Origin of the sequence: Micromonospora mangrovicola (assembly GCF_047200535.1) — a bacterium.
Taxonomy (GTDB): Bacteria; Actinomycetota; Actinomycetes; order Mycobacteriales; family Micromonosporaceae; genus Micromonospora.
This window is the reverse complement of the sequence record NZ_JBJZOG010000040.1, coordinates 19,673-42,253: the sequence shown is the minus strand read 5'-3', so window position 1 is coordinate 42,253 and position 22,581 is coordinate 19,673. Positions and strand designations below refer to the sequence as shown.

Here is a 22,581-nt window from a genome sequence, read left to right as displayed (position 1 = left end):
AAAGGTAGGCTGGGCGCATGGACGAGACCCGCTGGCTGACCGACGAGGAGCAACAGGTCTGGCGGCGGCTCGTGCACCTGGTGACCGTGCTGCCCGCGGCGCTCGACGCCCAGTTGCAGCGCGACGCGGACCTGACCCACTTCGAGTACCTGGTGCTCGCGATACTCAGCGAGACACCGGGGCGGTCCCGGCGGATGAGCGACCTCGCCGGCGTGGTCAACGGCTCCCAGTCCCGGCTGTCGCACCTCGTCGGGCGGCTGGAGCGCCGGGGCCTGGTGCACCGGCAACGCAGCGCCGAGGACGGTCGTGGCTCGGTGGCGGTGCTCACCGACGCGGGCTACGACGTCGTGGTCGCCGCCGCGCCCGGCCACGTCGACCGGGTGCGTTCACTGGTCTTCGATCCGCTCAGCCCCGAACAGGCCCGCGAGCTCGGCGGTGCGCTGGGCGCGATGCTCGGCCGGATCGCCCCGCCCGAGGGCTGCCCGGGGCCGTCCGACGCCTGCTGACGGCCCGCCCCCGGTCACCCGGACCGCACCGGCGCGGACGCCCCCGCCGTCCGCGGACGGCGGGGGCGTACCGGTGGTACGGGGTCGGTCAGGCCGCGGCGAGCGGCTGACCCCCGATCGTCCCGGCGTCGACGTCGGCCGGCCGCAGCGCCAGGGCGAGCACGTCGGCGACGTCGGCGAGGGTGTGGATGGTCAGCGCCTCGCGGACCTCGGTGGGCAGGTCGTCGAGGTCCGGCTCGTTACGCTTCGGGATGATCACCTCAGTCAGACCGGCCCGGTGGGCGGCGAGCAGCTTCTGCTTCACGCCACCGATGGGCAGCACCCGGCCGGACAGGGTCACCTCACCGGTCATCCCGAACTCGGGGCGCACCGGCCGGCCGCTGGCCAGGGAGGCCAGGGCGGTGACCATGGTGATGCCGGCGCTGGGGCCGTCCTTGGGCACCGCGCCCGCCGGGACGTGCAGGTGGATCCGCCGCCCGGCCAGGGCGTTCGGGTCCAGCCCGAGCCGTCGCCCGTTCGACCGCAGGTACGACAGGGCGATGTGCGCGGACTCCTTCATCACGTCGCCGAGCTGGCCGGTGAGGGTCAGTCCCGGCTCGCCGTCCATGCTGGTGGCCTCGATGAAGAGCACGTCGCCGCCGGCCCCGGTGACCGCCAGTCCGGTGGCCACCCCGGGCACCGCGGTCCGCTCGGCCGACTCCGGGGTGAACTTCGGCCGGCCCAGGTAGCGGGCCAGGTTGTCGGTGTCCACCCGGACCGGCGCCGGGTCGGACGCCAGCGTGACGGCGACCTTCCGCAGGATCCTGGCCAGGGCCCGCTCGAGCTGCCGGACGCCCGCCTCCCGGGTGTACTCGCCGGCGATCCGGGCGAGGGCCTCGTCGGCGACGGTCACCTCGTCGGCGGTCAGCCCGGCCCGCTCCCGCTGCCGGGGCAGCAGGTGATCCCGGGCGATGGCCACCTTCTCGTCCTCGGTGTAGCCGTCTAGGGTGACCAGCTCCATCCGGTCCAGCAGCGGGCCGGGGATCGTCTCCACCACGTTGGCGGTGGCCAGGAAGAGCACGTCGGACAGGTCGAGGTCGACCTCGAGGTAGTGGTCGCGGAAGGTGTGGTTCTGCGCCGGGTCGAGCACCTCCAGCAGCGCCGCGGCCGGGTCGCCGGAGTAGCCGACGGCCAGCTTGTCGACCTCGTCGAGGAGCACCACCGGGTTCATCGAGCCGGCCTCGCGCAGGGCCCGGACGATCCGGCCGGGCAGCGCGCCGACGTAGGTGCGCCGGTGGCCGCGGATCTCCGCCTCGTCCCGGACGCCACCGAGGGAGACCCGGACGAAGTTGCGGCCCAGCGCCCGGGCGATCGACTCGCCGAGGCTGGTCTTGCCGACACCGGGCGGGCCGGCCAGGCCGAGCACCGCGCCGGAGCCGCGGCCGCCGACCACGCCGAGGTTGCGCTCGGCGCGCCGGTTGCGTACCGCGAGGTACTCCAGGATCCGGTCCTTCACGTCGGCCAGGCCGGCGTGGTCGGCGTCGAGCACCGCACGGGCCGCGGCCAGGTCGGTGTTGTCCTCGGTACGCGTGCTCCACGGCATCTCCAGGACGGTGTCCAGCCAGGTACGGATCCAGCCCGCCTCCGGGGAGGCGTCGCTGGCCCGCTCCAGCTTGCCGACCTCGCGCAGGGCCGCCTCGCGGACCTTCTCGGGCAGGTCGGCGGACTCGACCCGGGAGCGGTAGTCGGCGGAGCCGTCCGGCTCGTCCTCGCCGAGCTCCTTGCGGATCGCCGCGAGCTGCTGACGCAGCAGGAACTCCCGCTGGGACTTCTCCAGCCCCTCGCGGACGTCGCTGTTGATCCGCTCGGTGACCTCCTGCTCGGCCAGGTGATCCTTCACCCAGCCGACCAGCAGCTCCAGCCGGGCGGTGACGTCCGGGGCGGCGAGCAGCTCGGTCTTCTGCGCCAGGCTGAGCCAGGGCGCGTAGCCGGCCGAGTCGGCCAGCTCGGAGAGGTCGGTCATCCGCTCCATGGCGTCGATGACCTGCCAGGCGCCGCGCTCCTGGAGGACGGAGGTCATCAGGGCGCGGTACTCGCGGGCGAGTTCCCGGGCCCGCCCGGCCGGAGCGGGTTCGTCGATCTCGGTCGCCTCGACCCATAGGGCGGCGCCCGGACCGGGCACGCCGGATCCGATGCGGGCGCGGGTCAGGCCACGGACCACGGCGGCGGGCTCCCCGCTGGGCAGCCGGCCCACCTTCTCGATGGTGGCGATCACGCCGACGGAGCCGTACTCGCCGTCGAGGCGGGGCACGGCGAGGAGCTGCTTGTCGCCGCTGGCGCGGGCCGCGTCGACCGCGGCCTGGGTGGTCGGGTCGAGGGTCACCGGGATGACCATGCCGGGCAGCAGGACGGCGTCGGTCAAGGGAAGTACCGGAAGAGTTGCCATCGAACACCTGCTATCACGTTGAGTTGAGCGTGACAGACTCAAGTAACAAAGCGTTCCCCTTGTTCCAGGTTGTGACCCACGCCACTGACACTCCCGGGGCGCCGACCGGTCGCAGCACCCGACCGGGCGCCTGACGCGCCATTCCGGCAGCCGGATTTGCCGACTCACCGAATGGCGAACGACCGATATTGTTGCGAAATTGCCGCGCCATACGTCAAACTCTTAGCCACACCCCGCCCGACACAGGGAGTAATGGCGATGGCAAGGAAAGTAATCACCGTTCTGACCGACGACCTGGACGGCGGAAAGGCCGACCGGACCGTCGAGTTCAGCCTGGACGGCGTGGCATACACGATCGACGTCTCCGACGAGAACGCGGGTGTTCTGCGCAAGGCGCTGGACCCGTACATCAGCGCTGGCAGGCGAATCGGGCGTGGGCCGGTGGAGGCCGGGCGCGCGGCGCGCCGGACCGGCCGCCCGGCCACCGCGGGAATGGACCGCGAGCAGAACCGCGCCATCCGGGAATGGGCCGCGAAGAACGGCTACGAGATTTCCGAGCGGGGCCGCATCCCCGTGTCGGTGGTGGAGGCGTACAAGAACCGCTGAGCCCTCCCGGCTCACCGTCGGGCGTCCCGGGGTCACGCTGAGAAATCGGCGTGACCCCGCTCGGCTTTGCCGGTGTACACAATTTCCGGCAACCGTGTCCCGCTCGGCACCCGGACACGGCGACGGCCGGGGCCGCCCGGGTACGCCCCGGACGGCCCCGGCCGTCGTGCCGGCTCAGTTGACCCGGATCCGCACCACGTCGATCGCGGGTGTCTGGTTGGCCCGCTCCATCATCGGGATGCGGTGCGAGCCGTCCCCGGCCCAGACCGCGCACTGCGCGACCCCCGACTCGGGCAGGCCCGGGACCTGGATGAGCACGTCGTCGGGCTGGCCGCTGCCCCTGCCGTCCTCGGTGGCCACGAAGAACGCCGGCACGTCCTGCGGGTTCGGCGGCTGGCGGAGGCTGTTCAGCATCCGGCACGCGGTGTGGAAGTGGCCGCGTACCAGGCCCTGGTCGTTGAGCAGCGCGCTCTCCAGGTAGTAGCCGCCCTGACCGGCCGCGAGGAAACGGTCCCGCACCAGGTTCCGCGTGGTGACCCGCAGGGTGAACGGCTGGTTCCGCCGGACCTGATCGGGGAACCGGGTGATCAGCAGCGACGGATTGTTCGCCGCCGCGCCGACCTCACCGAAGGCGGTGCTCACACACCGGTTACCGGCCTGGAAACCGTCGTGCGGCTGCAGCCGGCTGTCGCTGCAGTCCTTGGCCAGCACATCCAGCCCGTTGCCGTTGTTGCCGCCGTTGTTGTTCCCACCGTTCTGGCCTCCGTTGTTGCTGCCGCCGTTGTTGTTCCCACCGTTCTGGGCATTGTCGGACAGTGCGCACTGGGCGAGTTGGTCGAGTCCCTGCGGCCGCTGCGCGACCCGGCCGATCGCGGTGGCGATCCGGTTCAGCGTCGCGGTCCGCTTGTCGGCCAGCGGCCGCAGGACGGCGTTCTCGATGAAGTCCTGGCCGTTGCGGTCGCCCTCGGCGGCGAGCCGCCGGTTGGCCTCGGCGATCTGGGTGTCCAGCAGGGCGAGGTTGCGGTCCACCTCGTTGCGCGCCCGGTCGGGCACCTGCGGCAGCCTGCTCCTGACGTCCGGGCAGGCCACCGCCGGCGTACCCGCGCCGCCGCCCCGGCTCTGCTGGCATTCGGCGACCGACATCTGCCCGTCACCCCAGTGGTTGCGCACCCACCGGCCGTTCTGCCAGGTCCGGGTGGTGCTGCCCTGGCCGCCCGGCGCGGTCGCGCCCGGGCTCGGGGCGGTGCACGACACCGGGGCGGTACGGCTCGGCCGCCGGTCCTGGGCGGACGAGATCTGGGTGACGGCGACGATTCCGCCGAAGACCGCGAGCGTGCCGACCACGGCCAGCAGCCGCTTGCTCCGCGCGTTACCGGATGACCGGCGCGCCCGTGTGGACCTGCGCATCGAATTGCTCTCCTTCTCGATCCGGTAGTTGACTCGTGACCCCGGCGGACCTGCGAAATTCGGGGTGAGGGTCACTGCGACGTTCCGGTTACACGTCGACGACCGACGATGCCCTTTCCGCACCGTCGCCGTGCCGTCCGGCGTGACGGGGAAGATCTACGTCCATTCCCGCTTAGGTACGGAGGGACAGCGGCGAAGGTTCAACCGTGATCGGGAGAATTCGAGAAGGAGATGCCACCGGGGTCCCGACGGTCGGGATGCCGGCTCAGTCGGCGCACAGGTGGTCGAAGGCGAAGCCGCCGTCGAGTTCAGCCCGCCGCGCGGCCAGCCGGCGGATCCCCTCGTGCAGTTCGTCGCGGTCGACCAGGGTCGGCTCGACCCCGTCGCGGTCGCGCAGCCGCTCCCCCACGGCCAGCACGGCCAGGTCCTCGGCCAGCCGGCCCGGCGCCACCCCGCAAAAGAGCCGCTGCGCGAAGAGCTGCACCCGCTCCACCAGGCACCGTCCGGGCCGCACCTCGACCCAGCTCCATCCCTCGGCCGGGCCACCGGTCCAGCACACGTGCAGGCCGCGCACGATCGGGTCGGCGAGGCGTCGCTCGACGTACGCCTCGACGACGGCGGCCCGGGCCAACGCCCCGAGGTCGTTGACCGGCCCGCTCCGGCCGTCCGGGAGCCGGCCGACGATGTCCCGGAAACCGACCACGTAGCCGCTCTCCGGGCCGCTGCCGTCGGCGTAGGCGCGGGCGCCGATGACGTACTCGACGAGCCGGCGGCTGTGGCCGGCGCCCTGCAGCGTCGGTGACTCGACCCGCAGCACCGGCAGGCCGACCGCGGCGCAGACCGTGCTCGTCATCCGCTCGGCGCGGCGGGCCGGCGAGCCGGGCGCCGCCGGCGGCGCGAACGCCACGGCGAACAGCGGCCGACCGGTGTCGGCGGCGCACACCACCTGGTCGAAGCTCTCCCGGATGGCGGTACTCCACTGGTTTCCGGTGACGCCCGGCGGGCGGCCCTGGACCAGCTCGCTGAGCCGGCGCGACGGATGGATGACCTGCCCCGACCGGGTGGACGGCGGCGCGCCCCCGGCCGCGACCGGGCGCAACCAGGAGGCCGCCACGCTGCCGGTGCTCGTCATCTTCGCCAGATCCATCCGTCGGTCGCCAGACCGGCCCGAGTGTAGGGCGTCGACCATGCCCGTCGCCTCGCCGGTGCGGTGAAATCCGGTTGCCCACCGCACCGGCCGGGGATGGGATGTCCGACGTGTCGATCTTCCTGACCACCGACCGCCTGGTACTGCGCGAGTTCACCCCGGACGACGCCCCGCTCCTGGCCGACCTCGACGCGGACCCGGCGGTGATGCGCCACCTCACCGGCGGCCGGCCCACCCCGCCGGCGGAGATCCGCGAGCGGGTGCTGCCGCGGATCCTGGCCGCGTACCGGCAACCGCCGGGGCTCGGGTGGTGGGCGGCCCAGCGACGGACCGACGGCGTCTTCCTCGGCTGGTTCGAGTTCCGGCCCGTCCGCGCGGGGGATCCCCGCGAGGTGGAGCTGGGCTACCGGCTGCACCGGTCGGCCTGGGGTGCCGGGTACGCCACCGAGGGAGCCCGGGCGCTGGTCCACCGGGGCTTCACCGAACTCGGCGTCGAGCGGGTCGTGGCCGCCACCATGGCGGTCAACGCCGGGTCGCGCCGGGTTATGGAGAAGGCCGGCCTGTCGTACCGGCGGACGTTCCACCAGGACTGGCCGGAGCCGATCGACGGATCCGAGCACGGCGAGGTGGAGTACGCGCTGACCCGCGCGGAGTGGGCGCGGGCCACCGACCCGGCCGCGGCGACCGGTGCGCCGGACGGCGGACGCCTCTAAGCTCCTGCGCGTGCACAGCGGACGGACCCCGGAGCGGTTGACCAAGCGCAGTCTGGTCGCCGTCTCCCACGCCATCGAACGGGCCGCGCTGGCCACGGCCGAGGACGGGCCGCTGGTGGTGCTCGCCCTCTTCCAGCGGCCGCCGTACTTCGCCCGGGAACGCGCGGTGTACGAACGGATCGCCGCCCGGGCCACGGTGACCGTGGTCGGCATGGTCGGCCCGAGCCCGGCCCAGCTGCCGCCCGGCACGTACGGGGTGGCGCTGGACGAGGCGGAGGAGCTGGCCCGGGAGTGGAGCGTGGTGGCGTTGACCCCGCGCTTCGGCGCGACGCTGGTGGCATACGACCGGGGCGAGGTGGCGCCGGCGGCGACGTTGGAGTCGGGACGGCTCTTCGACGGGCGCTGGGGGTTCCGCCGGGACGAGGCCCTGCACGAGGTGCTCCGGCTGCGCGAGCGCCTGGCCGAGCGGCTGCCCGCGCCGGCCCGGGCCGGGCTGGACGAGACGATCGCCCGGGTACGGGACATCCCGGCGGGGCCGGGCGAGTCCCGCGCCGAGGCGGCGATCCGGATGCTGGCGGTACGGGGCGAGCGGGCACACCGGCCCGAGCCGGCGGACGCCTCGGCCGGGCTGCTGGACGAGCCGGGGCTGCGCCGGTGGACCGGGATGGACGGGGTGACCGCCCCGGGCACCCTGCCGGTGGCGCTGGTCGCCGTACGGGTGGACGAGCCGGCGGGGGCGCCGGAGCGGTTCGGCCGGCGCAGCGCGGCCCGGGAGGGCCAGGCCGTCCTCGCGGCGGTCACCGCGGTGCTGCGCCCGGTGGACCGGGCGGTACGCCTGACCGACAACGAGTTCCTGCTGATCCTGCCGGCGTTGGCCGAGCGGGAGGCCCTGACCGTGGTGGGCCGGTTGCACGAGGCGATCGGCGGCCTGGCCCGTTCGTACCCGTTCGTCGCGTTCTCGGTCCACGCGGCGGTCACCGTGACGACCCGCCGCCCGCTGCCGGTGGCGGAGGTACGGCACGCCGTGGAGTGGGCCGTCCGGGAGGGCGTCCCGGTGGCCACCCTGGCCCCGGAGAACGCCGCCACCGCCGGGTCCCGCTGAGCCCGCCGCTCGCCGGACGGCCCGGGCCGGCAACGCCACCGCCGGTCGCGACTGACCGGGCCGGAAACGGGTACGCCGCGCCCGTCCGGTCGGTCACCGGCGGAGCGGAGGTGGGCATGACGCGGCAGCAGTTCGGATTCCTCACCGGGTTCCTCCTGGTCGCGGTCTGGGCGCTCGGCGGGGCCGGCGCCGCGGCCGGCGCCACGCTGGCCGGGCTCGTCGGCTGGCTGCTGGTGCGGGTCGTCGACGGCGACGTCACCGTGCCCGGTCTGGCCGACCGGGTGGGCGCGGACCGGCGCCGCTGAGCGGGGTGGCCAGGATGACCGGCACCCTGCCCCGGCGCGGCACCGCCCCGAGCGCCGGGACGGCACCGGCCCGGTGGGTGGACGAGGAGGACATCGCCCGCCTCGCCGAGGCCGCGGCCCGCCGTACCCCGGCCGTCACCGCACCGAAGGCCACCGTCCGGGTCGACGGGCCGGCCGCCCGCGTCGACCTCGACGTCGTCGTCGACCACGGCGTCCACCTGCCGACGGCCGCCGACCGGGTACGCCGCCGCGCCGCCGCCGAGATCGAGGCGCACACCGGCCTGACCGTCGAGGCCGTCACCGTCACGGTGGTGGACCTGCGGCTGCCCGCGCCCGTCCCGGACGACCACCGGGAGGCGACATGAGTACCCGTCGACGGGCCGGGGGCTGAGGTGCGCACGGTCAACCGGGTCGGCACCCTGCTGCTGGCCGTCGCCCTGCTCGTCGGCGGCGTCCTCGTCGCCGCCGCCGGCCTGCTCGCCGCGCTGGGCCGGTCCGGGCCGCTGCCGCCCGACTGGCCCGCCACCCTCGCCACCACCCGGTGGCGGGACCCCCCGGTCCGCGCGGTCGCCGCCTCCCTCACCCTGCTCGGCCTGGTCGTGCTCGTCGCCGAGCTGCGCCGGTGGCGCCCGACCCGGCTGCGGCTGCCCGGCGACGACGGCTGGCACCTGCACCGCCGCTCGGTGGAGCGGCGGCTGGCCCGGGCGGCCCGCTCGGTGCCCAGCGTCCGGCGGGCCCGGGTACGCGTCCGCCGGCGCGGCGACGCCTGGCGGCCCCGGGTGACCGCCACCGGCGACCCGGCGGCCCGCGCCGACGTCGAGTTCGCGCTGCGCCGGGAACTCGACCGGCTGGCCGCGCCCCGCCGGGACCGGATCGAGATCCGGCTCGTGCCGGCCCGGCGGGCGACGTGAGCAACGCCGCCCACCGGCTGCTCTGGACGGTGCTCGCCCTGCTGCTGGTGGCCGTGGGCGGCACGGCGCTGGCGGTCGGCGCCGGCCGGCTGCCCGGCGGCGACGCGCCGCTGCTCGGGGCCACCACGGTCACCTGGTGGCGGGCCGGGGCGCCGTGGAGCGCCCTCGCGGTGGCCGGCGGCGGGGTGCTGCTGGCCCTGCTCGGGCGGCAGCTGCTCGTCGCGGGGCTGCGGGTGCCGGGCCGGCTCTGCGGCACCCTGGCCCAGCCCGGGCACGGCGCCGGGCGTACCCGGGTGGCCAGCGGGGTGCTGACCGGCGCGCTGGAACGGGACCTGCTCCGGGCGCCCGGGGCCCGCCGGGCCCGGGTGGTGCTCACCGGCCCGGCGGCCCGGCCGGACGTCTGGGTGGAGGTGCGCCTGGATCCGTGCGCCGACGTCGCCGCCGCCCGCGACCGGGTCGACGCCGCGGTGCGGCGGTTCGCGGCGACGCTCGGTTGCCGGCCCGCGCACCTGGACGTGACGGCGCTGCTCGACGAGCCCGGGCGGTGACCGTCAACGCCAGACGACCACCTCGGAGAACGGCTTGCGGGCGATGTCCGGCACGGTGGCGTCGGCCGCCGGGTAGCCCACCGGAATGATCAGGTTGGCCCGCTCCTCGGACGGCCGGTCGAGCAGCTCGTTGAGGAAGCGCATCGGGCTGGGCGTGTGGGTGAGCGTGGCCAGGCCGGCCCGGTGCAGCGCGGCGAGCAGGAAGCCGACGGCGATGCCCACCGACTCCTTCACGTAGTACGGCCGGGGAGACCCGGGACCACGGTGGAGCTCGAACACCACGATCACGGCCGGCGCGGCCTCCAGGAACGGCTTGCTGGCGTCGGTGCCCAGCGGGGCGAGCGCCGTCAGCCACTCCTCCGGGGCGCGGCGTTCGTAGAACTCCCGCTCCTCGGCCTCGGCCGCGGCCCGCAGCCGCCGCTTCAGGTCCGGGTCGGTCACCACCACGAACCGCCACGGCTGCCGGTTCGCGCCGCTGGGCGCGGAGGCCGCCGCCCGCAGCGCCTCGGCCAGCACACCGGGCGGGATCGGTCGGTCGCTGAAGTCACGTACGGTCCGGCGGCGGGCGAGTTGGTCGGCGAACTCACGGACACGGGGCAGCGCCTCGGCGGGCGGGACGCCGTAGTCGGGGACGGGGATCACGGCGCGGAGGTCGGGGTCGACAGGCACCCGCCCATTCTCGACGCGGCGGCGGGCCCCGGCCAACCGGCCCGCGAGCCCAATACGCGAGCATGGGCGGGACAGCGAGGAAGGGAGCCGTCGTGCGGGTGGTGTCGCTGGTGCCGTCGTTGACCGAGGCGGTGGCGCTGACCCGACCCGAGGTGCTGGTCGGCGCCACCGACTGGTGCACCCACCCGGCCGGGCTGGCCGTCACCCGGGTGGGCGGGAGCAAGTACCCGGACCTGGACCGGGTGCTCGCGCTGCGGCCCGACCTGGTGCTGCTCAACGAGGAGGAGAACCGGCGCGCGGACGCCGACGCCCTGCACGCGGCCGGCGTGCCGGTACGGGTCACCTTCCCGCGTACCGTCCCGGAAGCGCTGGACCAGCTCGGTGAACTGGTCACCGCGCTCGGCGTGGCCGGCGAACCGGAGTGGCTGTGGGCCGCCCGGCGGGCCTGGGCCGGGCTGCCCGCGCCGGCGGCGCTCCGGGCGGCGGTGGTGCCGGTCTGGCGGCGGCCCTGGGTGGTGCTCGGCCGGGACACCTTCGCCGGTGACGTGCTGCGCCGGCTCGGCGTGACCAACCAGTGGGCGGAGCACGAGGAACGCTATCCCCGTCCGAGCCTGGCCGAGCTGCGCGGGCGGCGACCGGAGCTGGCGGTGCTGCCGGACGAGCCGTACCGGTTCACCGCCGAAGACGGGCCGGAGGCGTTTCCCGGCGTGCCGGCCGCGCTGGTCTCGGGCCGGCACCTGACCTGGTACGGGCCGTCCCTGGCCGAGGCTCCGGCACTGCTCGCCGCCCAGCTCGCCCGCACGGTGTGAGCCGCGGAACGGGGCGAACGACCCGTGCGCCGCGGGCCCTTCGCGCCTGCCCGGACCCACCGGCACCGGTGTGGACTGCGAGCAGGAGGAGAGGAGTAGGGCGATGGAGAGCAACCGGCTGATCGTGGTGGGCGTGGACGGCTCCGACGGCGGGCGGCGCGCCCTGGACTGGGCGGTGGACGAGGCGGTGGCCCGCGGCGGCGCGGTGCAGGTCGTGGTGGCCTGGCGGTGGGACCGGATCGAGGTCGGCCCGATGACGGAGGCGACGCCGCCGGTCGATGAGCGGCAGCGCGCCCAGTCCCTGCTCGATGACGAGATCCGTGGGCTGGTGCTGCGCAAGGGTCCGGCCTGCCCGGTGGCCGGGGAGGTGGTGGAGGGTCCGGCCGCTGAGGTGCTCACCGCCGCCGCCCGCACGGCCGACCTGCTGGTGCTGGGCAGTCACGGCAACAGCCGGTTGCGGCACACTGTGCTCGGGTCGGTCAGCGAGGAGTGCGTGCGCAAGGCGAGCTGCCCGGTGGTGGTCGTGCCGGTGCCCGCCGCGACCTCGCGTACGTCCACCGAGCCGGCGTTGCGGGCCTGACCGCGACGCCGACACGGCCGCCCCGGTTCGGGGCGGCCGTACCCGCGTGCGCACGGTCCACATGGGTGGGCCCCGCCGGGTGGCGGGGCCCACCCGGCGGGGCGGTCAGCCGACCGGGGTGGTGTGGACCGGGTCCAGCTCCATCAGGCTGGTGTCGTCCACGTCGTACCCGACGGTGTTGTGCACCTGCACGACCCCGGCGACCTGGGCGGCGAGCCGACCGGCCAGCTCGACGGCGGTGCGCCGGTCCAGCCGCCCGTCCAGGGTGACCTCCCCGTCGCGGACCTGGACGGTGACCAGGCCGTCCCGGACCGCGAGCACCCGACGCAGCACCTGCTGCACCACGTCCTCGCGGATCTCCGCGTCGGTGCGCAGATGCACCCGGAGCAGGTCGCCGCGGGTCACGATGCCGACCAGCCGGCCCAGGTCGTCCAGCACCGGCAGCCGCTTGACCACCTCGCGGTCCATCAGCCGGGCCGCCGCCGGCAGCGAGGCGCGCGGGGTCGTGGTGACCGCCGGGGCGGTCATCAGGTCCCCGGCCACCAGCGCGCCCGCCTTCTCCCGGACGGTACGCCGGCGCCGCCCCTCGAAGACCCGGCGCCCGTCCGGGTGACCGGCCCGCTCCACCTTGTGCAGCAGATCCGCCTCGGAGACCACCCCCAGCACCCGGTCGAAGGAGTCCACCACCGGCACGGCGCTGATGCCCCGCCGGATCAGCACGTCGACGATCTGCCGGTACGGGGTCTCCTCCCCCACCGTCGCGACGTCCGTGGTCATCACGTCGCCCACCTGCCATGTCCGCATCACGACCTCCTCGGGCCCGGGCTTCCACTCGCGACGGTAGGACGACACCGGCGGCCCCGGTCAGAGGCGGTCGGCAGGCCGCCGAGGGCCCTCCGGACCGGGCCGGAACGGGTCCAAGGTCCCGGCCGGGAGCGCCCGGTCGGCCCTGCCGGTGACGGCTCCCCGGCGGTGGAATGAAGTTGCCACCGGAAACGCGGTGCGAGGCACAGGAAGGGACGTGGAGACCATGACCGCGACAGTCGAGCGGATCACCGCCAACACCAGGGTTCCGGCGGCCGCGACCACCCCGGATGTCGAGACCACCCGCCAGAAGGCCACCCGGTACATCTTCGCCGGGCTCCGGCTCGCGCTGGGCTGGACCTTCCTCTGGGCCTTCCTGGACAAGATGTTCGGCCTGGGGCACGAGACGGCGGCGAAGAATGCCTGGATCAACGGCGGCAGCCCCACCAAGGGCTTCCTCACCTTCGGCGCGGCCGGCCCGTTCCAGGGCTTCTACCACGACATCGCCGGCGCGGCCTGGGCGGACTGGCTGTTCATGCTCGGCCTGCTCGGCATCGGCGTGGCCCTGCTGCTCGGCATCGGCATCCGGCTCGCCGCCGTCGCCGGCGGGATCCTGATGGTCATGATGTGGACGGTCGTGCTGCCCCCCGAGAACAACCTGTTCATGGACGACCACCTCATCTACGCGGGCCTGCTGGCCGGGCTGGCGCTGGTCGGCGCCGGCAACACCCTCGGCCTCGGCAAGGTCTGGGCGAAGCTCCCCGTCGTCCAGCGGCTGCCCTGGCTGAAGTGAGGTCACCGACGGCAGTACCCACCGGGCGGGCGTCACCGACAGGCGGCGCCCGCCACGTCCGTGCCAACGCCGGTCCCCGCCGCCACGCCGCGGCGGGGACCGGCGCGTATCGGCCGGTCGCGATCCGGCAGGATCGACGACGACCGCACTGTCAGCACCGAGGAGACCCGTTCATGGAGAAGCCCGAGGTTGGCCCGATCGAGGGCGCGCCGCCCGCCGATCTCGTCATCGAGGACATCACGGTCGGCGCGGGGCCGGAGGCCCGCCCCGGCCAGCTGGCCAGCGTGCACTACGTCGGCGTGGCCCACTCGAACGGCCGCGAGTTCGACGCCTCGTGGAACCGGGGTGAGACGTTCGAGTTCCCGCTCGGCGGCGGCCAGGTCATCGCCGGCTGGGATCAGGGCGTGGTCGGCATGAAGGTGGGCGGCCGGCGGCGGCTGACCATCCCGCCGCATCTGGGCTACGGCGCCCGGGGCGCCGGTGGCGTCATCAAGCCGAACGAGACGCTGATCTTCGTGGTGGACCTGCTCGGCGTCCGCTGACCCGTAGCAGACCCGCTTTCGGGCCGTCGGCGGCGACGCCGGCGGCCCGGCGCGCACCCGGGGCCGGTCAGGCCGCAACCAACTCCCGCGCCGGTGACGCGGCAGCCGGCGGCGGGACGGGCCGGGTCGTCACCGGCACGACCCGGTGCAGGCCGGTGGCGCGCAGCACCCGGGCAACCACCGGATCGGGGTCGACCAGCACCAGCTCACCGCCCCGGGACCGGACCCGCAGGTGCACGGCGACCAGGGCGCGCACGCCGGCCGCGGAGAGCAGCCGGACCCCGGAGAGGTCCAGCCGCAGCACGGGCCGCGCCGGAGCGGCCCAGAGCGCCGCCCGGAACGACCCCACGGTGGCGATGTCGATCTCGCCGACCGCCCGGACGTCCACCACGTGGTCGGCCACGTCGATCTCCATGTGGAACCGGTCGCTGCGCTGCCCCATGCCCAGCAACCTATCCCGCGGGACCGACACTTCCGGCCGCTGGAGACCGGGATCCGGGAACGACCCGGGTGCTCCCCTGGAGAGCCTCCGGGGGAACCCTCAGGCGCCCTCCGCGATCCGGTTCTCCCAGGCCCACGCCGCGACCTCCACCCGGTTGCGGGCACCCAGCTTGCGCTGAATCGCGGAGACGTGGCTCTTGACCGTGCTCAGCGAGATGAACAGCTCCGCCGCGATCTCCTGGTTGGTCCGCCCCCGCGCGACGGCCCGCACCACCTCGATCTCGCGGTCCGACAGGGCCGGGCGGAACCGCCCGTCGGCGGGCCGCGCGGGCGGGTTCAGGTGGCGCAGCAGCCGCAGGGTCAGCGCGGGCGAGACCAGCGCGTCACCGTTGTCGGCCGCCCGCACCGCCTCGACGAGCAGGGCCGGGCCGGCGTCCTTGAGGATGAAACCGACCGCGCCGCCCCGCAGGGCGCCGTAGACGTACTCGTCGAGATCGAAGGTGGTCACCACGACCACCCGCAGCGGGTCCGCGACCTCCGGCCCGGCCAGGGCGCGGGTGACCTGGAGACCGTCGAGCCGGGGCATCCGGATGTCGACCAGGCAGACGTCGGGCCGTAGTCGCCGGGCCTGCTCCACCGCGTCGACCCCGTCCACCGCCTCGGCCACCACCTCGATGTCCGGCTGGTCCTCCAGGATCATCCGAAGGCCGCCGCGGACCATCGCCTGGTCGTCGGCGAGCAGCACCCGGATGGTCACCGCCGCTCCCGGGTGGAACCGGGCAGCACGGCCGTGACCGCCCAGCCGCCGCCCGGTCGGGGGCCGGCGGCGAGCGTCCCGCCCAGGGCCTCGACGCGCTCCCGCATCCCGACCAGCCCGTACCCGTGCCGACGGGGATGCCGGGCGGGGGCGGGCGGGCCGTCGTCGACGACCTCGACGGTGACCGTGCCGGCCGCCTCGACCACCGTGACCGCCACCGCACCGGCGTCGGGCGCGTGCCGGGCCACATTGGTCAGCGCCTCCCGGGCCACCCGGTACACGGTGGCGGTCACCTCCGGCGGCCAGCCCGGGTCGCCGTCCGGGACGCGCAGCCGCACCGTCGCGCCGTCCCGTTCGAAACGGGCGGCCAGCTCGGCGAGCTGCTCCGGGCCGGCCGAGGACGGGGCCGCGTCGGCGCTGTCCCGCAGGACGCCGACCAGGCGCCGCATCGCGGCCAGTGCGTCGGCGCCGGCCGACTCGATGCCGGCCAGGGACTGCCAAGCCAGCTCCGGCCGGCGTCCGCCGACCAGCTGCGCGGCCTGGGCCTGCACCACGATCCCGGTGATGTGGTGGACGACCACGTCGTGCAACTCCCGGGCCAGCTCCAGCCGCTCGTCCCGGCGTACCCGCTCGGCGGTGGACCGGCGCCGGGCGTCCGCCACCCGCAGCGCGCCGCCGACGCCGACGGCGACCAGCCAGGCCGCCACGTTCCACCAGGTCACCGCGGCCGCGCCGGTACGGGACCAGGAGCCGCTGTTCGCGCCGGCGGCCGCGGCCGTGGCCGCCACCACGGCGAGGCCTCCGGCGGCGACCGCGACGGCCGGGCGCGCCGGCAGCGCCCCGACCGCCGAGGCGACCAGCACGGCCAGCGGCAGGGCGGTGGCCGGGCCCGGCTCGTGCGGCAGTCCGGCCAGGTCGGCGACGAGGACGGCGACCGCGGCGACCACCAGGCCCGCGACCGCCGCCCACCCCCGATGCCGCCGCCGGAACAGGGCGAGCAGCGTGACCAGCACGCCCACCCCGCAACCGAACACCCAGTACGCTCCGCCCCAGCTGACCGCCAGCGCGGCCGCCTGGACGGCGATCGCGGCGGCGCAGCCGAGCCCGAGCCCGACATCAGCCGCCACGCTCCACCGGTCCGGATGTCCCATGCCGCCCAGGCTAGGGAACCGCGCCGCGCCTCGAACCGGCCGAAAGTACGGTCACGGCAGCGGAGAACCATGCTCCGGACCGATGGCGGGGCCCGCCCGGTCGGCGAACGTTCGGGGCATGACCGACGAGAACTCCCCACCGGTGCTGCACGCCGAGGGCCTGACCAAGCGGTACGGCAAGCGGGTCGCGCTGTCCCACTGCGACCTGCGGATCCCCCGGGGCCGGGTGATCGGCCTGGTCGGCCCGAACGGTGCCGGCAAGTCCACGCTGCTCCAGCTCGCCTGCGGGCTGATCACCCCCACCGCGGGCACCCTGCGGGTGCTCGGCGCCCGGCCCGCCGCCGACGCGGCACACCTCGCCCGGGTCGGCTACGTCGCCCAGGACACGCCGGTGTACTCGTCCCTCACCGTCGGGGACCACCTGCGAATGGGCGCCTGGCTCAACCCGGGCTGGGACCGGGCCCTGGCCGAGCGGCGGATCAGCCGGGTCGGGCTGGGCCGGTCGCAGCGGGCGGGCCGGCTCTCCGGCGGGCAGCGCGCCCAGCTCGCCCTGACCGTCGCCGCCGCGAAGCGTCCCGAGCTGCTGATCCTCGACGAGCCGGCGGCCGCGCTGGACCCCCTCGCCCGGGTCGGGTTCCTGCACCAGCTGAGGGAGTTCGTCGCCGAGCTGGGCGCCAGCGCACTGCTCTCGTCGCACCTGCTGGGCGACGTGGCCCGGGTCTGCGACCACCTGGTGGTGCTGGCCGGGGGCCGCGTCCAGCTCGCCGGCGACGTCACCGACCTGCTGTCCGGCCACCACCGGCTGACCGCCCCGCGCGGCGGGCTGGACCGGCTGCCGGCCGGCGTGACGCCGGTCCGGCGGGAGTCCGCCGGCGGGTACGACCGGGTCGTGGTCCGCACCGCGAGCCCGCCGCCGGCGCTGCCCGGCACGGCGGAGCCGGTGGGGCTGGAGGAGCTGGTGCTGGCGTACCTGAGCCGGGCGGCCGGCGACGTGACCGGGGCGGCGCCGGGCCCGGAGGTGCGGCCGTGATCCGGCTGGCCTGGCGGCAGTTCCGCACCCCGGCGCTCGCCGGCCTGGCCGGGCTGGCCCTGCTCGCCGCCTACCTGCTGCACCTGGGGCTGGCCGTGCGGCACGACCACGAGAGCTACCGGTCCCGGTGCCGGGCCGGCGGGGACTGCGCAACCGCCCTCGCCCAGTTCCTCGGCGACTACCAGAACACCCTGCTGTACGTGGCCGGGCTGCTCGCCCTCGTGCCGGCCGTGCTCGGCATGTTCTGGGGGGCGCCGCTGGTCGCCCGGGAGCTGGAGGCGGGCACGCACCGGCTGGTGTGGAACCAGAGCGTCACCCGGACCCGCTGGTTCGCGGTCAAGCTGCTGGTCGTCGGGGTGGCCGCGACGGCCTTCGCCGGCCTGACCAGCCTCCTGCTCACCTGGGCCGCCAGCCCGGTGGACCGGCTCGCCGGGGACCGGTTCAGCACCATCGTGTTCGGCGCCCGGAATATCGCGCCGGTCGGGTACGCCGTCTTCGCGTTCGCCCTCGGCACGGTGGTCGGGGTGCTGGTCCGCCGTACGCTGCCGGCGATGGCGTTGACCGCCGTCGTGTTCACGGTGGTGCAGTTCGTCATGCCGAACGTGGTCCGCCCGCACCTGATGCCCCCGGTCACGGTCTCCCGGCCGATGACCGCCGAGGCGATCAACGAGGCGCGGGGGCTGGGCAGCGTCACCGGCGCGCCGGTGGTCAAGGGGTTGTCCGTGCCGGACGCCTGGGTCAGCGGCGTCAGCGAGCTGCGCACCGCCGACGGCCGGCCGCTCGCGGCGGAGCGCTTCGACCGCTGCTTCCTGGACCCGCCGCACGCCGGGGCGACCGGCACGTTCGGCGACACGGCGGTCTGTCTGGGCCGGCTCGGCCTGCACGTGCGCCTGTCCTACCAGCCGAACCGGCGCTACTGGACGTTCCAGTGGCTCGAGTTCGGGATCTACCTGGCGTTCAGCGGCCTGCTGGCCGGCTTCGGCCTCCGGCGGATCCGCCGGGTCAGCTGACCGCCGACGGGCAGCCCTCGGCGACACGCCGCCGGGGGCTGCCCGACACGGCATCGGCGGGGAAGAATGACCGGATGGTCGTTCCTCGCCCGCGGGCGCCCCTGCTGATCCGGCCGGTCCGCGAGCCGGCCACCGTGCCGCCGCCGCTGGACGGGCCGTGGGCCCCGGCCGACGTCCGGCTGGACCGGGTCGAGCTGCTGCCGCTGCCGGAGGGTGCGCACGGACCGGAGGACGTGCTGATCGATCCTGACGGCCGGGTGATCAGCGGCGACGAGGACGGCCGGCTCTGGTGGTGGCCGGCGGACGCCCCGCCCGGTGCCCGCCCGACGCTGCTCGCCGAGACCGGCGGCCGGCCGCTCGGCGTCGAACTGGACCCGGTCGACGGCGGACTCGTGGTCTGCGACGCGTACCGGGGGCTGCTGCGGGTCACGCCCGACGGGGTGGTGCGCGAGCTGACCGGCGGGGCTCCGGTGCACCTCGCCGACAACGCCACGCTGGCTCGCGACGGCACGATCTACTTCACCGACAGCTCGGACCGGTTCCCGCTGTCGCACTGGCGGCGGGACCTGCTGGAACACCGTCCCAACGGCCGGGTGCTCGCGTACGACCGGCGGACCGGGCGGACCGAGGTGGTGGCCGACGGGCTCTACTTCCCCAACGGGGTGGCGCTGACCCCGGACGAGTCGGCGCTGATGCTGGTGGAGACGGCCACCCACCGGCTGTTGCGGGTGGACCTGCCGGACGGCCGGGCCACCGTGCTGACCGACCTGCCGGCGTACCCGGACAACGTCGCCGCGGTGGGCGACGGGACGTACTGGATCGCGCTGCCCAGCCCTCGGTTGCCGATCATGGAGCGGCTACTGCCGCACCCCCGGGTCCGGCAGCTCGTCGCCCTGCTGCCGGGCGCGGTACAGCCGCAGCCCCGCCGGTACGGCCTGGTCGCGCTGGTCGACGGCACCGGGCGGGTGCTGCGCACGCTGCACGGGCCGAGCGGGGCGTACCCGATGATCACGGGCGTGCGGCAGCACGGCGGGCACCTCTGGCTGGGCAGCCTGACCGCGACGGGCGTGGCCCGGGTCGACCTCGCGTGACGGCCGCCGGGCCGGCCGAAGGGGGCCGGCCCGCCGTGACGGCGTGACGGCCCCCTGGTCGTTCCTCCCCGGGTGGATCAACCGCCGTTGCTCTTCGACGGGGCGGGGGCGGGCGACGAGCCACCGGCCACCGCGCCCGGGTGCGGCGTGATGCTGGGCGTGGGCTTCAGCCCGGCCGGTACGGGCAACGCGCTGCCCTTGGCGAACTCGTCCCAGCTGACGTTCCAGGCGGTGAAACCGTTGCCCTGATCCAGCTTCACCTCGGTGCCCTTGACCGTGACCAGGTCACCGACCTGCGTGACGCCCATCAGCCAGTCCGCGGCGGCGGAGGAGACGTTGGCGCACCCGTGCGAGACGTTGGTGTAGCCCTGGTCCCCCTCCGACCACGGCGCGGCGTGGATGAACTCGCCGCCCCAGGTGAGCCGCTGGGCGTCGTCCACGTCGACCACGTACCCGCCGTTCGGCTCACCGCGCGTGTCAAACGTGGTGCGGTCGAACTTCTCCATGATCACCATCTTGCCGCTGGAACTCGGCGTGCTCGCCTTGCCGAGACTCACCGGGATCTTCCGCAGCAGCTTGCCGTCCTGGAAGACGGACATCTGCTTGGTGGCGTTGTCGATGTCGAGGCTGACCTGCCGGCCGATCTTCGAGACGGCGGTGTGGTCGGCGTCCCCGATGGCGTCCTTGCCGATCGGCAGCCCCTCGAGGGCGCTCCGGACACTGATCCTCGTGCCGGACCTCCAGAAGTCGGGCGCCCGGTATTCGACCTGCTTGCCATCCGACTCCCACGACCAGGTGCCCGGCTGCGGCGGGTCGGTCTTCACGAACAACCGGCGCTGCACGTCCGCTCTGGCCTCTTTGGGAATTGGTGGATCGAATGCGACGACCACCGGCATCGCCGTCCCGTACGTCTGATTACTGGTGAAATACAGTTCGCTGGTGATCGCCTGTTTGGTGGATTTCGCCATCGTGGTGAAGGTCGTCTGCTGCGTGGTCGTCCGCCCGGAATCGCCGGTCGCGGTCACCTCCGCCGTGTACGTCCGCGAGTTCCGCAACGGGCGGTCCGGCACCCAGCTCGACCCGTCCTCGCGCGGCTCCGCCGGCACAGGGCGACCCTTGTCGTCGGTGAGCTTCACCGCGGTGATCTTCCCGCCGCTGACCTTGGCCCCCACCTCGGCGCTGATCGGCACGTTCTTCGTCCGGTCGGCGGGGGTCACGATCACCGACGGCGCGGCGGCCGCCCGGCCGTGGCCGGGCTTCACGGCCTCCCGCTGCCCGGCGGTGCACGCGCCGACCACCAGTGGTGTGGCTGCGATGGTTACCGCAAATAGCGTCAATCGCCGCCTCACGTCCATATTCCGCACCCCATTTCCAACTCCCCTTGGCTCACATTCTGTACGGCCGGCAGGAAGCCGTGGCATATTCGGCGGAATTGCTCGACCAGCGCCGACTTCGATTTCGACGCGGCCGTGCGGAAGTGGGAATCGGCGGGGTGGAAGGGGGCGTGCGTCACGTCCGGCGCCAGACGCGCCGGGACGACCGGTTCAGGCCCAGTCGACGTCGCCGCCGTGGTTGCGTTCCCACCGTCCACCGATGGGTAGGGTGTCCAGTCGGGTCGCATCCTCCGCGTTCCCGGCGAGGTCGTTGTCCTCCACCCGGCAGTCGACGCAACTGCCCTGCCCGGTGATCCAGAGCCCGTGGGTCTGGGCGCGTGTCTGCCGGCCGTCCCAGATCCGGTTGCCCCGGATGCTGACCGAGTCGAGGGCCGCGTTCACCGTGATGCCGGCCCGGGTCGGCGGCGCCGCGGGCAGTTCGTACCCGCTGCCGGGCGTCGGGGTGTCCCCGCTCCACGCGGTGAAGGAGTCCGGGCGGATCGGTGCCAGGGTCAACGACGTGGCGTCGTTCGCCGCGACCACGGCGACCCGGTCACCGACCAGGACGACCTTGCCCCGGTGCTCGTCGTGCTGCCAGTTCGCCCGCCGGTCCACCACCTGCTTCTCGCCGTAGCGCACCGAGTCCCCGCCGCCGCGGACCGCCGGACCGCACTGCCGCCCGTTGCCCCGGATCCGGTTGTTGACGATGATCGCGTCGATGATCGGCCGGTCGATCCGGATCGCGTCGAGGCTGTTGCCGTAGAAGTCGTTGCTCTCCAGGACGATCTCCCGGGCCTGCTGCTGTTCCTGCTCGCCCAGGCTGCTCTGGTGGTACCCGTACCGGCCGTTGCCGCTGATCCGGTTCCCCCGGATGGTGTACGGCCCGGGGGTGTTGCCGATGCTGATCCCGTCGCGCAGGTTGCCGTCGATCACACAGTCGCTCACGATGCCGCCCCGGCCGGCCATGCCGGTGGTGCCCTTGGCCGAGACGTGGAAGCCCGCCTCCAGGTTGCCGGCCATCGTGCAGGCCGAGACGATCAGCCCGTTGCCGCCCCAGTCCGAGATGCCGAACCGGTTGCCCTGGGCGTGGCAGCCGATGATCCGGATGCCACGCGGTCGCAGCTCGCCGACCTCCTGCAACTCGAGGAAGATCCCGTTGGTGGCGTTGGCGACCGCCGTGCAGTTGATGATGTTGAGCCGCTCCATGCTGTCCCACCCGCCGATGCCGACCCCGATGCCGGCCCCGCCCATCTCGGTGCCGTTGTCCAACCGGCCGCAGCCGACGACCAGCACCCCGTCGATCAGGCTGTCCTGGAGGAAGTCGCAGCCCAGGCCGGTCGCCGCCGTGTGGTGGATGTACAGGTTGCGGAACACCCCCCGGACGACGTACTGCAGGCCGAGGCCCTTGGCGAGCGGGTTGTACTCGGCCGACGCCACCCCGGAGCCGTCGATCTCGAAGTCGGCGAAGGTGCAGTACGCCAGGTGGCGCTTCCGGTCCGCGCCGTGCTCGGCGGCGGTGTGGAAGGCCAGCGGGGTGGGATCGGCCCGGTTGCCCGAGTTGCTCAGCACGAACCGGGTCGCCCCGGGGCCGGCGCCCACCAGTGAGACCCCCGTGCGCCACACCGTCCCGGCGTCCCGGATCGAGTAGACCCCGGGCGGGCAGTAGATCACCCGCGCCCGCCCGTCGGCGGCGTACGCGTCGCCCAGCCGGTCCACCAGCGCGGCGAAGGCCGGCTGGTCGTTGGTCGTCCCGTCCCCGGTGAGGCCGTGCTCGCGGGCGTCGCACAGCAGCGGCGCGCCGGCGACCGGGTACGGGCGCACGCCACCGGCGGGCATGTGCGGGTACGCCATCCGTCTCCTC

At 74.7% G+C, this 22,581-nt stretch carries 25 protein-coding genes; 15 read left to right on the top strand and 10 right to left on the bottom strand.

Annotation, left to right across the window (positions count from 1 at the left end; genetic code table 11):
- The first annotated feature begins 17 nt into the window (after window positions 1–17).
- Complete coding sequence (locus ACL02O_RS17870; RefSeq protein WP_412819218.1) at window positions 18–506, top strand: MarR family winged helix-turn-helix transcriptional regulator; 489 nt, start codon at window positions 18–20, stop codon at window positions 504–506.
- 88 nt (window positions 507–594) lie between these two features.
- Here ACL02O_RS17870 and lon read toward each other — a convergent pair whose 3' ends face one another.
- Entirely contained in the window at window positions 595–2,931 is a 2,337-nt protein-coding gene (gene lon, locus ACL02O_RS17865; RefSeq protein WP_412819217.1) for an endopeptidase La, read from the bottom strand.
- Window positions 2,932–3,189: 258 nt separating this feature from the next.
- Between lon and ACL02O_RS17860 the strand changes: the two genes are divergently transcribed.
- Window positions 3,190–3,537, top strand: coding sequence for a histone-like nucleoid-structuring protein Lsr2 (locus ACL02O_RS17860; protein ID WP_412819216.1), 348 nt, complete (start codon window positions 3,190–3,192; stop codon window positions 3,535–3,537).
- A 174-nt stretch (window positions 3,538–3,711) separates the two neighbouring features.
- On the opposite strand, the gene ACL02O_RS17855 is transcribed toward ACL02O_RS17860, so the two are convergent.
- Together ACL02O_RS17855 and ACL02O_RS17850 are read right to left on the bottom strand one after the other, a co-directional pair.
- Window positions 3,712–4,944 (bottom strand): hypothetical protein, encoded by a 1,233-nt coding sequence (locus ACL02O_RS17855; protein ID WP_412819215.1) that lies wholly within the window; start codon window positions 4,942–4,944, stop codon window positions 3,712–3,714.
- Window positions 4,945–5,209: 265 nt separating this feature from the next.
- Window positions 5,210–6,076 (bottom strand): hypothetical protein, encoded by an 867-nt coding sequence (locus tag ACL02O_RS17850; protein WP_412819214.1) that lies wholly within the window; start codon window positions 6,074–6,076, stop codon window positions 5,210–5,212.
- A gap of 116 nt (window positions 6,077–6,192) precedes the next feature.
- On the opposite strand from ACL02O_RS17850, the gene ACL02O_RS17845 reads away from it, so the two are divergent.
- The 6 genes from ACL02O_RS17845 (at window position 6,193) to ACL02O_RS17820 (ending at window position 9,670) form a co-directional block, all read left to right on the top strand.
- Window positions 6,193–6,804: a GNAT family N-acetyltransferase gene (locus ACL02O_RS17845; protein WP_412819213.1), complete on the top strand. Its 612-nt coding sequence runs from the start codon at window positions 6,193–6,195 to the stop codon at window positions 6,802–6,804.
- Between the two features lie 10 nt (window positions 6,805–6,814).
- Complete coding sequence (locus ACL02O_RS17840; RefSeq protein ID WP_412819212.1) at window positions 6,815–7,906, top strand: DICT sensory domain-containing protein; 1,092 nt, start codon at window positions 6,815–6,817, stop codon at window positions 7,904–7,906.
- A 116-nt stretch (window positions 7,907–8,022) separates the two neighbouring features.
- Window positions 8,023–8,211 (top strand): hypothetical protein, encoded by a 189-nt coding sequence (locus tag ACL02O_RS17835; RefSeq protein ID WP_412819211.1) that lies wholly within the window; start codon window positions 8,023–8,025, stop codon window positions 8,209–8,211.
- A gap of 14 nt (window positions 8,212–8,225) precedes the next feature.
- Window positions 8,226–8,576, top strand: a complete 351-nt coding sequence (locus ACL02O_RS17830; RefSeq protein WP_412819210.1) for an Asp23/Gls24 family envelope stress response protein — start codon at window positions 8,226–8,228, stop codon at window positions 8,574–8,576.
- 27 nt (window positions 8,577–8,603) lie between these two features.
- Window positions 8,604–9,122: a DUF6286 domain-containing protein gene (locus tag ACL02O_RS17825; protein ID WP_412819209.1), complete on the top strand. Its 519-nt coding sequence runs from the start codon at window positions 8,604–8,606 to the stop codon at window positions 9,120–9,122.
- Window positions 9,119–9,670 carry a hypothetical protein gene (locus tag ACL02O_RS17820; RefSeq protein WP_412819208.1) on the top strand — a complete coding sequence of 184 codons (552 nt, stop codon included), beginning with the start codon at window positions 9,119–9,121 and terminating at the stop codon, window positions 9,668–9,670. Before ACL02O_RS17825 ends, ACL02O_RS17820 begins: the two co-directional genes overlap by 4 nt.
- Window positions 9,671–9,673: 3 nt before the next feature.
- Here the strand turns inward: ACL02O_RS17820 and ACL02O_RS17815 are convergent, their stop codons facing one another.
- A complete protein-coding gene (locus tag ACL02O_RS17815) occupies window positions 9,674–10,375 on the bottom strand; it encodes a nitroreductase family protein (protein ID WP_412819207.1) in 702 nt (233 codons plus the stop codon).
- Window positions 10,376–10,431: 56 nt separating this feature from the next.
- Between ACL02O_RS17815 and ACL02O_RS17810 the strand changes: the two genes are divergently transcribed.
- Window positions 10,432–11,148 (top strand): helical backbone metal receptor, encoded by a 717-nt coding sequence (locus ACL02O_RS17810; RefSeq protein WP_412819206.1) that lies wholly within the window; start codon window positions 10,432–10,434, stop codon window positions 11,146–11,148.
- A gap of 103 nt (window positions 11,149–11,251) precedes the next feature.
- The gene (locus ACL02O_RS17805; RefSeq protein WP_412819205.1) at window positions 11,252–11,728 is read left to right on the top strand and encodes a universal stress protein; all 477 of its coding nucleotides are present in this window, start codon (window positions 11,252–11,254) and stop codon (window positions 11,726–11,728) included.
- A 105-nt stretch (window positions 11,729–11,833) separates the two neighbouring features.
- Here the strand turns inward: ACL02O_RS17805 and ACL02O_RS17800 are convergent, their stop codons facing one another.
- Window positions 11,834–12,532 (bottom strand): CBS domain-containing protein, encoded by a 699-nt coding sequence (locus ACL02O_RS17800; RefSeq protein ID WP_412819204.1) that lies wholly within the window; start codon window positions 12,530–12,532, stop codon window positions 11,834–11,836.
- Between the two features lie 217 nt (window positions 12,533–12,749).
- On the opposite strand from ACL02O_RS17800, the gene ACL02O_RS17795 reads away from it, so the two are divergent.
- Together ACL02O_RS17795 and ACL02O_RS17790 are read left to right on the top strand one after the other, a co-directional pair.
- A complete protein-coding gene (locus ACL02O_RS17795; RefSeq protein ID WP_412819203.1) occupies window positions 12,750–13,325 on the top strand; it encodes a DoxX family protein in 576 nt (191 codons plus the stop codon).
- 173 nt (window positions 13,326–13,498) lie between these two features.
- Window positions 13,499–13,867 (top strand): FKBP-type peptidyl-prolyl cis-trans isomerase, encoded by a 369-nt coding sequence (locus ACL02O_RS17790; protein WP_412819202.1) that lies wholly within the window; start codon window positions 13,499–13,501, stop codon window positions 13,865–13,867.
- Between the two features lie 67 nt (window positions 13,868–13,934).
- Here ACL02O_RS17790 and ACL02O_RS17785 read toward each other — a convergent pair whose 3' ends face one another.
- From ACL02O_RS17785 to ACL02O_RS17775, 3 genes are all read right to left on the bottom strand, one after another.
- Entirely contained in the window at window positions 13,935–14,309 is a 375-nt protein-coding gene (locus ACL02O_RS17785) for an STAS domain-containing protein (RefSeq protein ID WP_412819201.1), read from the bottom strand.
- Between the two features lie 99 nt (window positions 14,310–14,408).
- Window positions 14,409–15,065, bottom strand: coding sequence for a response regulator (locus ACL02O_RS17780; protein WP_412819200.1), 657 nt, complete (start codon window positions 15,063–15,065; stop codon window positions 14,409–14,411).
- On the bottom strand, window positions 15,062–16,216 hold the full coding sequence (locus tag ACL02O_RS17775; protein WP_412819199.1) for a sensor histidine kinase: 1,155 nt from the start codon (window positions 16,214–16,216) through the stop codon (window positions 15,062–15,064). Before ACL02O_RS17775 ends, ACL02O_RS17780 begins: the two co-directional genes overlap by 4 nt.
- A gap of 118 nt (window positions 16,217–16,334) precedes the next feature.
- Between ACL02O_RS17775 and ACL02O_RS17770 the strand changes: the two genes are divergently transcribed.
- From ACL02O_RS17770 to ACL02O_RS17760, 3 genes are all read left to right on the top strand, one after another.
- Window positions 16,335–17,246 carry an ABC transporter ATP-binding protein gene (locus ACL02O_RS17770; RefSeq protein WP_412819198.1) on the top strand — a complete coding sequence of 304 codons (912 nt, stop codon included), beginning with the start codon at window positions 16,335–16,337 and terminating at the stop codon, window positions 17,244–17,246.
- Window positions 17,243–18,256 (top strand): ABC transporter permease subunit, encoded by a 1,014-nt coding sequence (locus ACL02O_RS17765; RefSeq protein ID WP_412819197.1) that lies wholly within the window; start codon window positions 17,243–17,245, stop codon window positions 18,254–18,256. Before ACL02O_RS17770 ends, ACL02O_RS17765 begins: the two co-directional genes overlap by 4 nt.
- 74 nt (window positions 18,257–18,330) lie before the next feature.
- Window positions 18,331–19,347, top strand: a complete 1,017-nt coding sequence (locus ACL02O_RS17760) for an SMP-30/gluconolactonase/LRE family protein (protein ID WP_412819196.1) — start codon at window positions 18,331–18,333, stop codon at window positions 19,345–19,347.
- Between the two features lie 77 nt (window positions 19,348–19,424).
- On the opposite strand, the gene ACL02O_RS17755 is transcribed toward ACL02O_RS17760, so the two are convergent.
- Both ACL02O_RS17755 and ACL02O_RS17750 read right to left on the bottom strand, forming a co-directional pair.
- Window positions 19,425–20,702 carry a L,D-transpeptidase gene (locus ACL02O_RS17755; protein WP_412819195.1) on the bottom strand — a complete coding sequence of 426 codons (1,278 nt, stop codon included), beginning with the start codon at window positions 20,700–20,702 and terminating at the stop codon, window positions 19,425–19,427.
- Window positions 20,703–20,891: 189 nt separating this feature from the next.
- Window positions 20,892–22,571 carry a right-handed parallel beta-helix repeat-containing protein gene (locus ACL02O_RS17750; RefSeq protein WP_412819194.1) on the bottom strand — a complete coding sequence of 560 codons (1,680 nt, stop codon included), beginning with the start codon at window positions 22,569–22,571 and terminating at the stop codon, window positions 20,892–20,894.
- Window positions 22,572–22,581 lie beyond the last annotated feature (10 nt).

Excerpts from the sequence above, each read along its gene's own strand:
- ACL02O_RS17770 (WP_412819198.1), top strand. The coding sequence starts at position 16,335 with ATGACCGACGAGAACTCCCCACCGGTGCTGCACGCCGAGGGCCTGACC.
- ACL02O_RS17750 (WP_412819194.1), bottom strand. The coding sequence starts at position 22,571 with ATGGCGTACCCGCACATGCCCGCCGGTGGCGTGCGCCCGTACCCGGTC.
- ACL02O_RS17850 (WP_412819214.1), bottom strand. The coding sequence starts at position 6,076 with ATGACGAGCACCGGCAGCGTGGCGGCCTCCTGGTTGCGCCCGGTCGCG.
- ACL02O_RS17800 (WP_412819204.1), bottom strand. The coding sequence starts at position 12,532 with ATGCGGACATGGCAGGTGGGCGACGTGATGACCACGGACGTCGCGACG.
- ACL02O_RS17775 (WP_412819199.1), bottom strand. The coding sequence starts at position 16,216 with ATGGGACATCCGGACCGGTGGAGCGTGGCGGCTGATGTCGGGCTCGGG.
- ACL02O_RS17755 (WP_412819195.1), bottom strand. The coding sequence starts at position 20,702 with ATGGACGTGAGGCGGCGATTGACGCTATTTGCGGTAACCATCGCAGCC.
- ACL02O_RS17845 (WP_412819213.1), top strand. The coding sequence starts at position 6,193 with ATGTCCGACGTGTCGATCTTCCTGACCACCGACCGCCTGGTACTGCGC.
- ACL02O_RS17860 (WP_412819216.1), top strand. The coding sequence starts at position 3,190 with ATGGCAAGGAAAGTAATCACCGTTCTGACCGACGACCTGGACGGCGGA.
- ACL02O_RS17760 (WP_412819196.1), top strand. The coding sequence starts at position 18,331 with ATGGTCGTTCCTCGCCCGCGGGCGCCCCTGCTGATCCGGCCGGTCCGC.
- lon (WP_412819217.1), bottom strand. The coding sequence starts at position 2,931 with ATGGCAACTCTTCCGGTACTTCCCTTGACCGACGCCGTCCTGCTGCCC.
- ACL02O_RS17805 (WP_412819205.1), top strand. The coding sequence starts at position 11,252 with ATGGAGAGCAACCGGCTGATCGTGGTGGGCGTGGACGGCTCCGACGGC.
- ACL02O_RS17870 (WP_412819218.1), top strand. The coding sequence starts at position 18 with ATGGACGAGACCCGCTGGCTGACCGACGAGGAGCAACAGGTCTGGCGG.
- ACL02O_RS17830 (WP_412819210.1), top strand. The coding sequence starts at position 8,226 with ATGACCGGCACCCTGCCCCGGCGCGGCACCGCCCCGAGCGCCGGGACG.
- ACL02O_RS17855 (WP_412819215.1), bottom strand. The coding sequence starts at position 4,944 with ATGCGCAGGTCCACACGGGCGCGCCGGTCATCCGGTAACGCGCGGAGC.
- ACL02O_RS17785 (WP_412819201.1), bottom strand. The coding sequence starts at position 14,309 with ATGGGGCAGCGCAGCGACCGGTTCCACATGGAGATCGACGTGGCCGAC.
- ACL02O_RS17790 (WP_412819202.1), top strand. The coding sequence starts at position 13,499 with ATGGAGAAGCCCGAGGTTGGCCCGATCGAGGGCGCGCCGCCCGCCGAT.
- ACL02O_RS17835 (WP_412819211.1), top strand. The coding sequence starts at position 8,023 with ATGACGCGGCAGCAGTTCGGATTCCTCACCGGGTTCCTCCTGGTCGCG.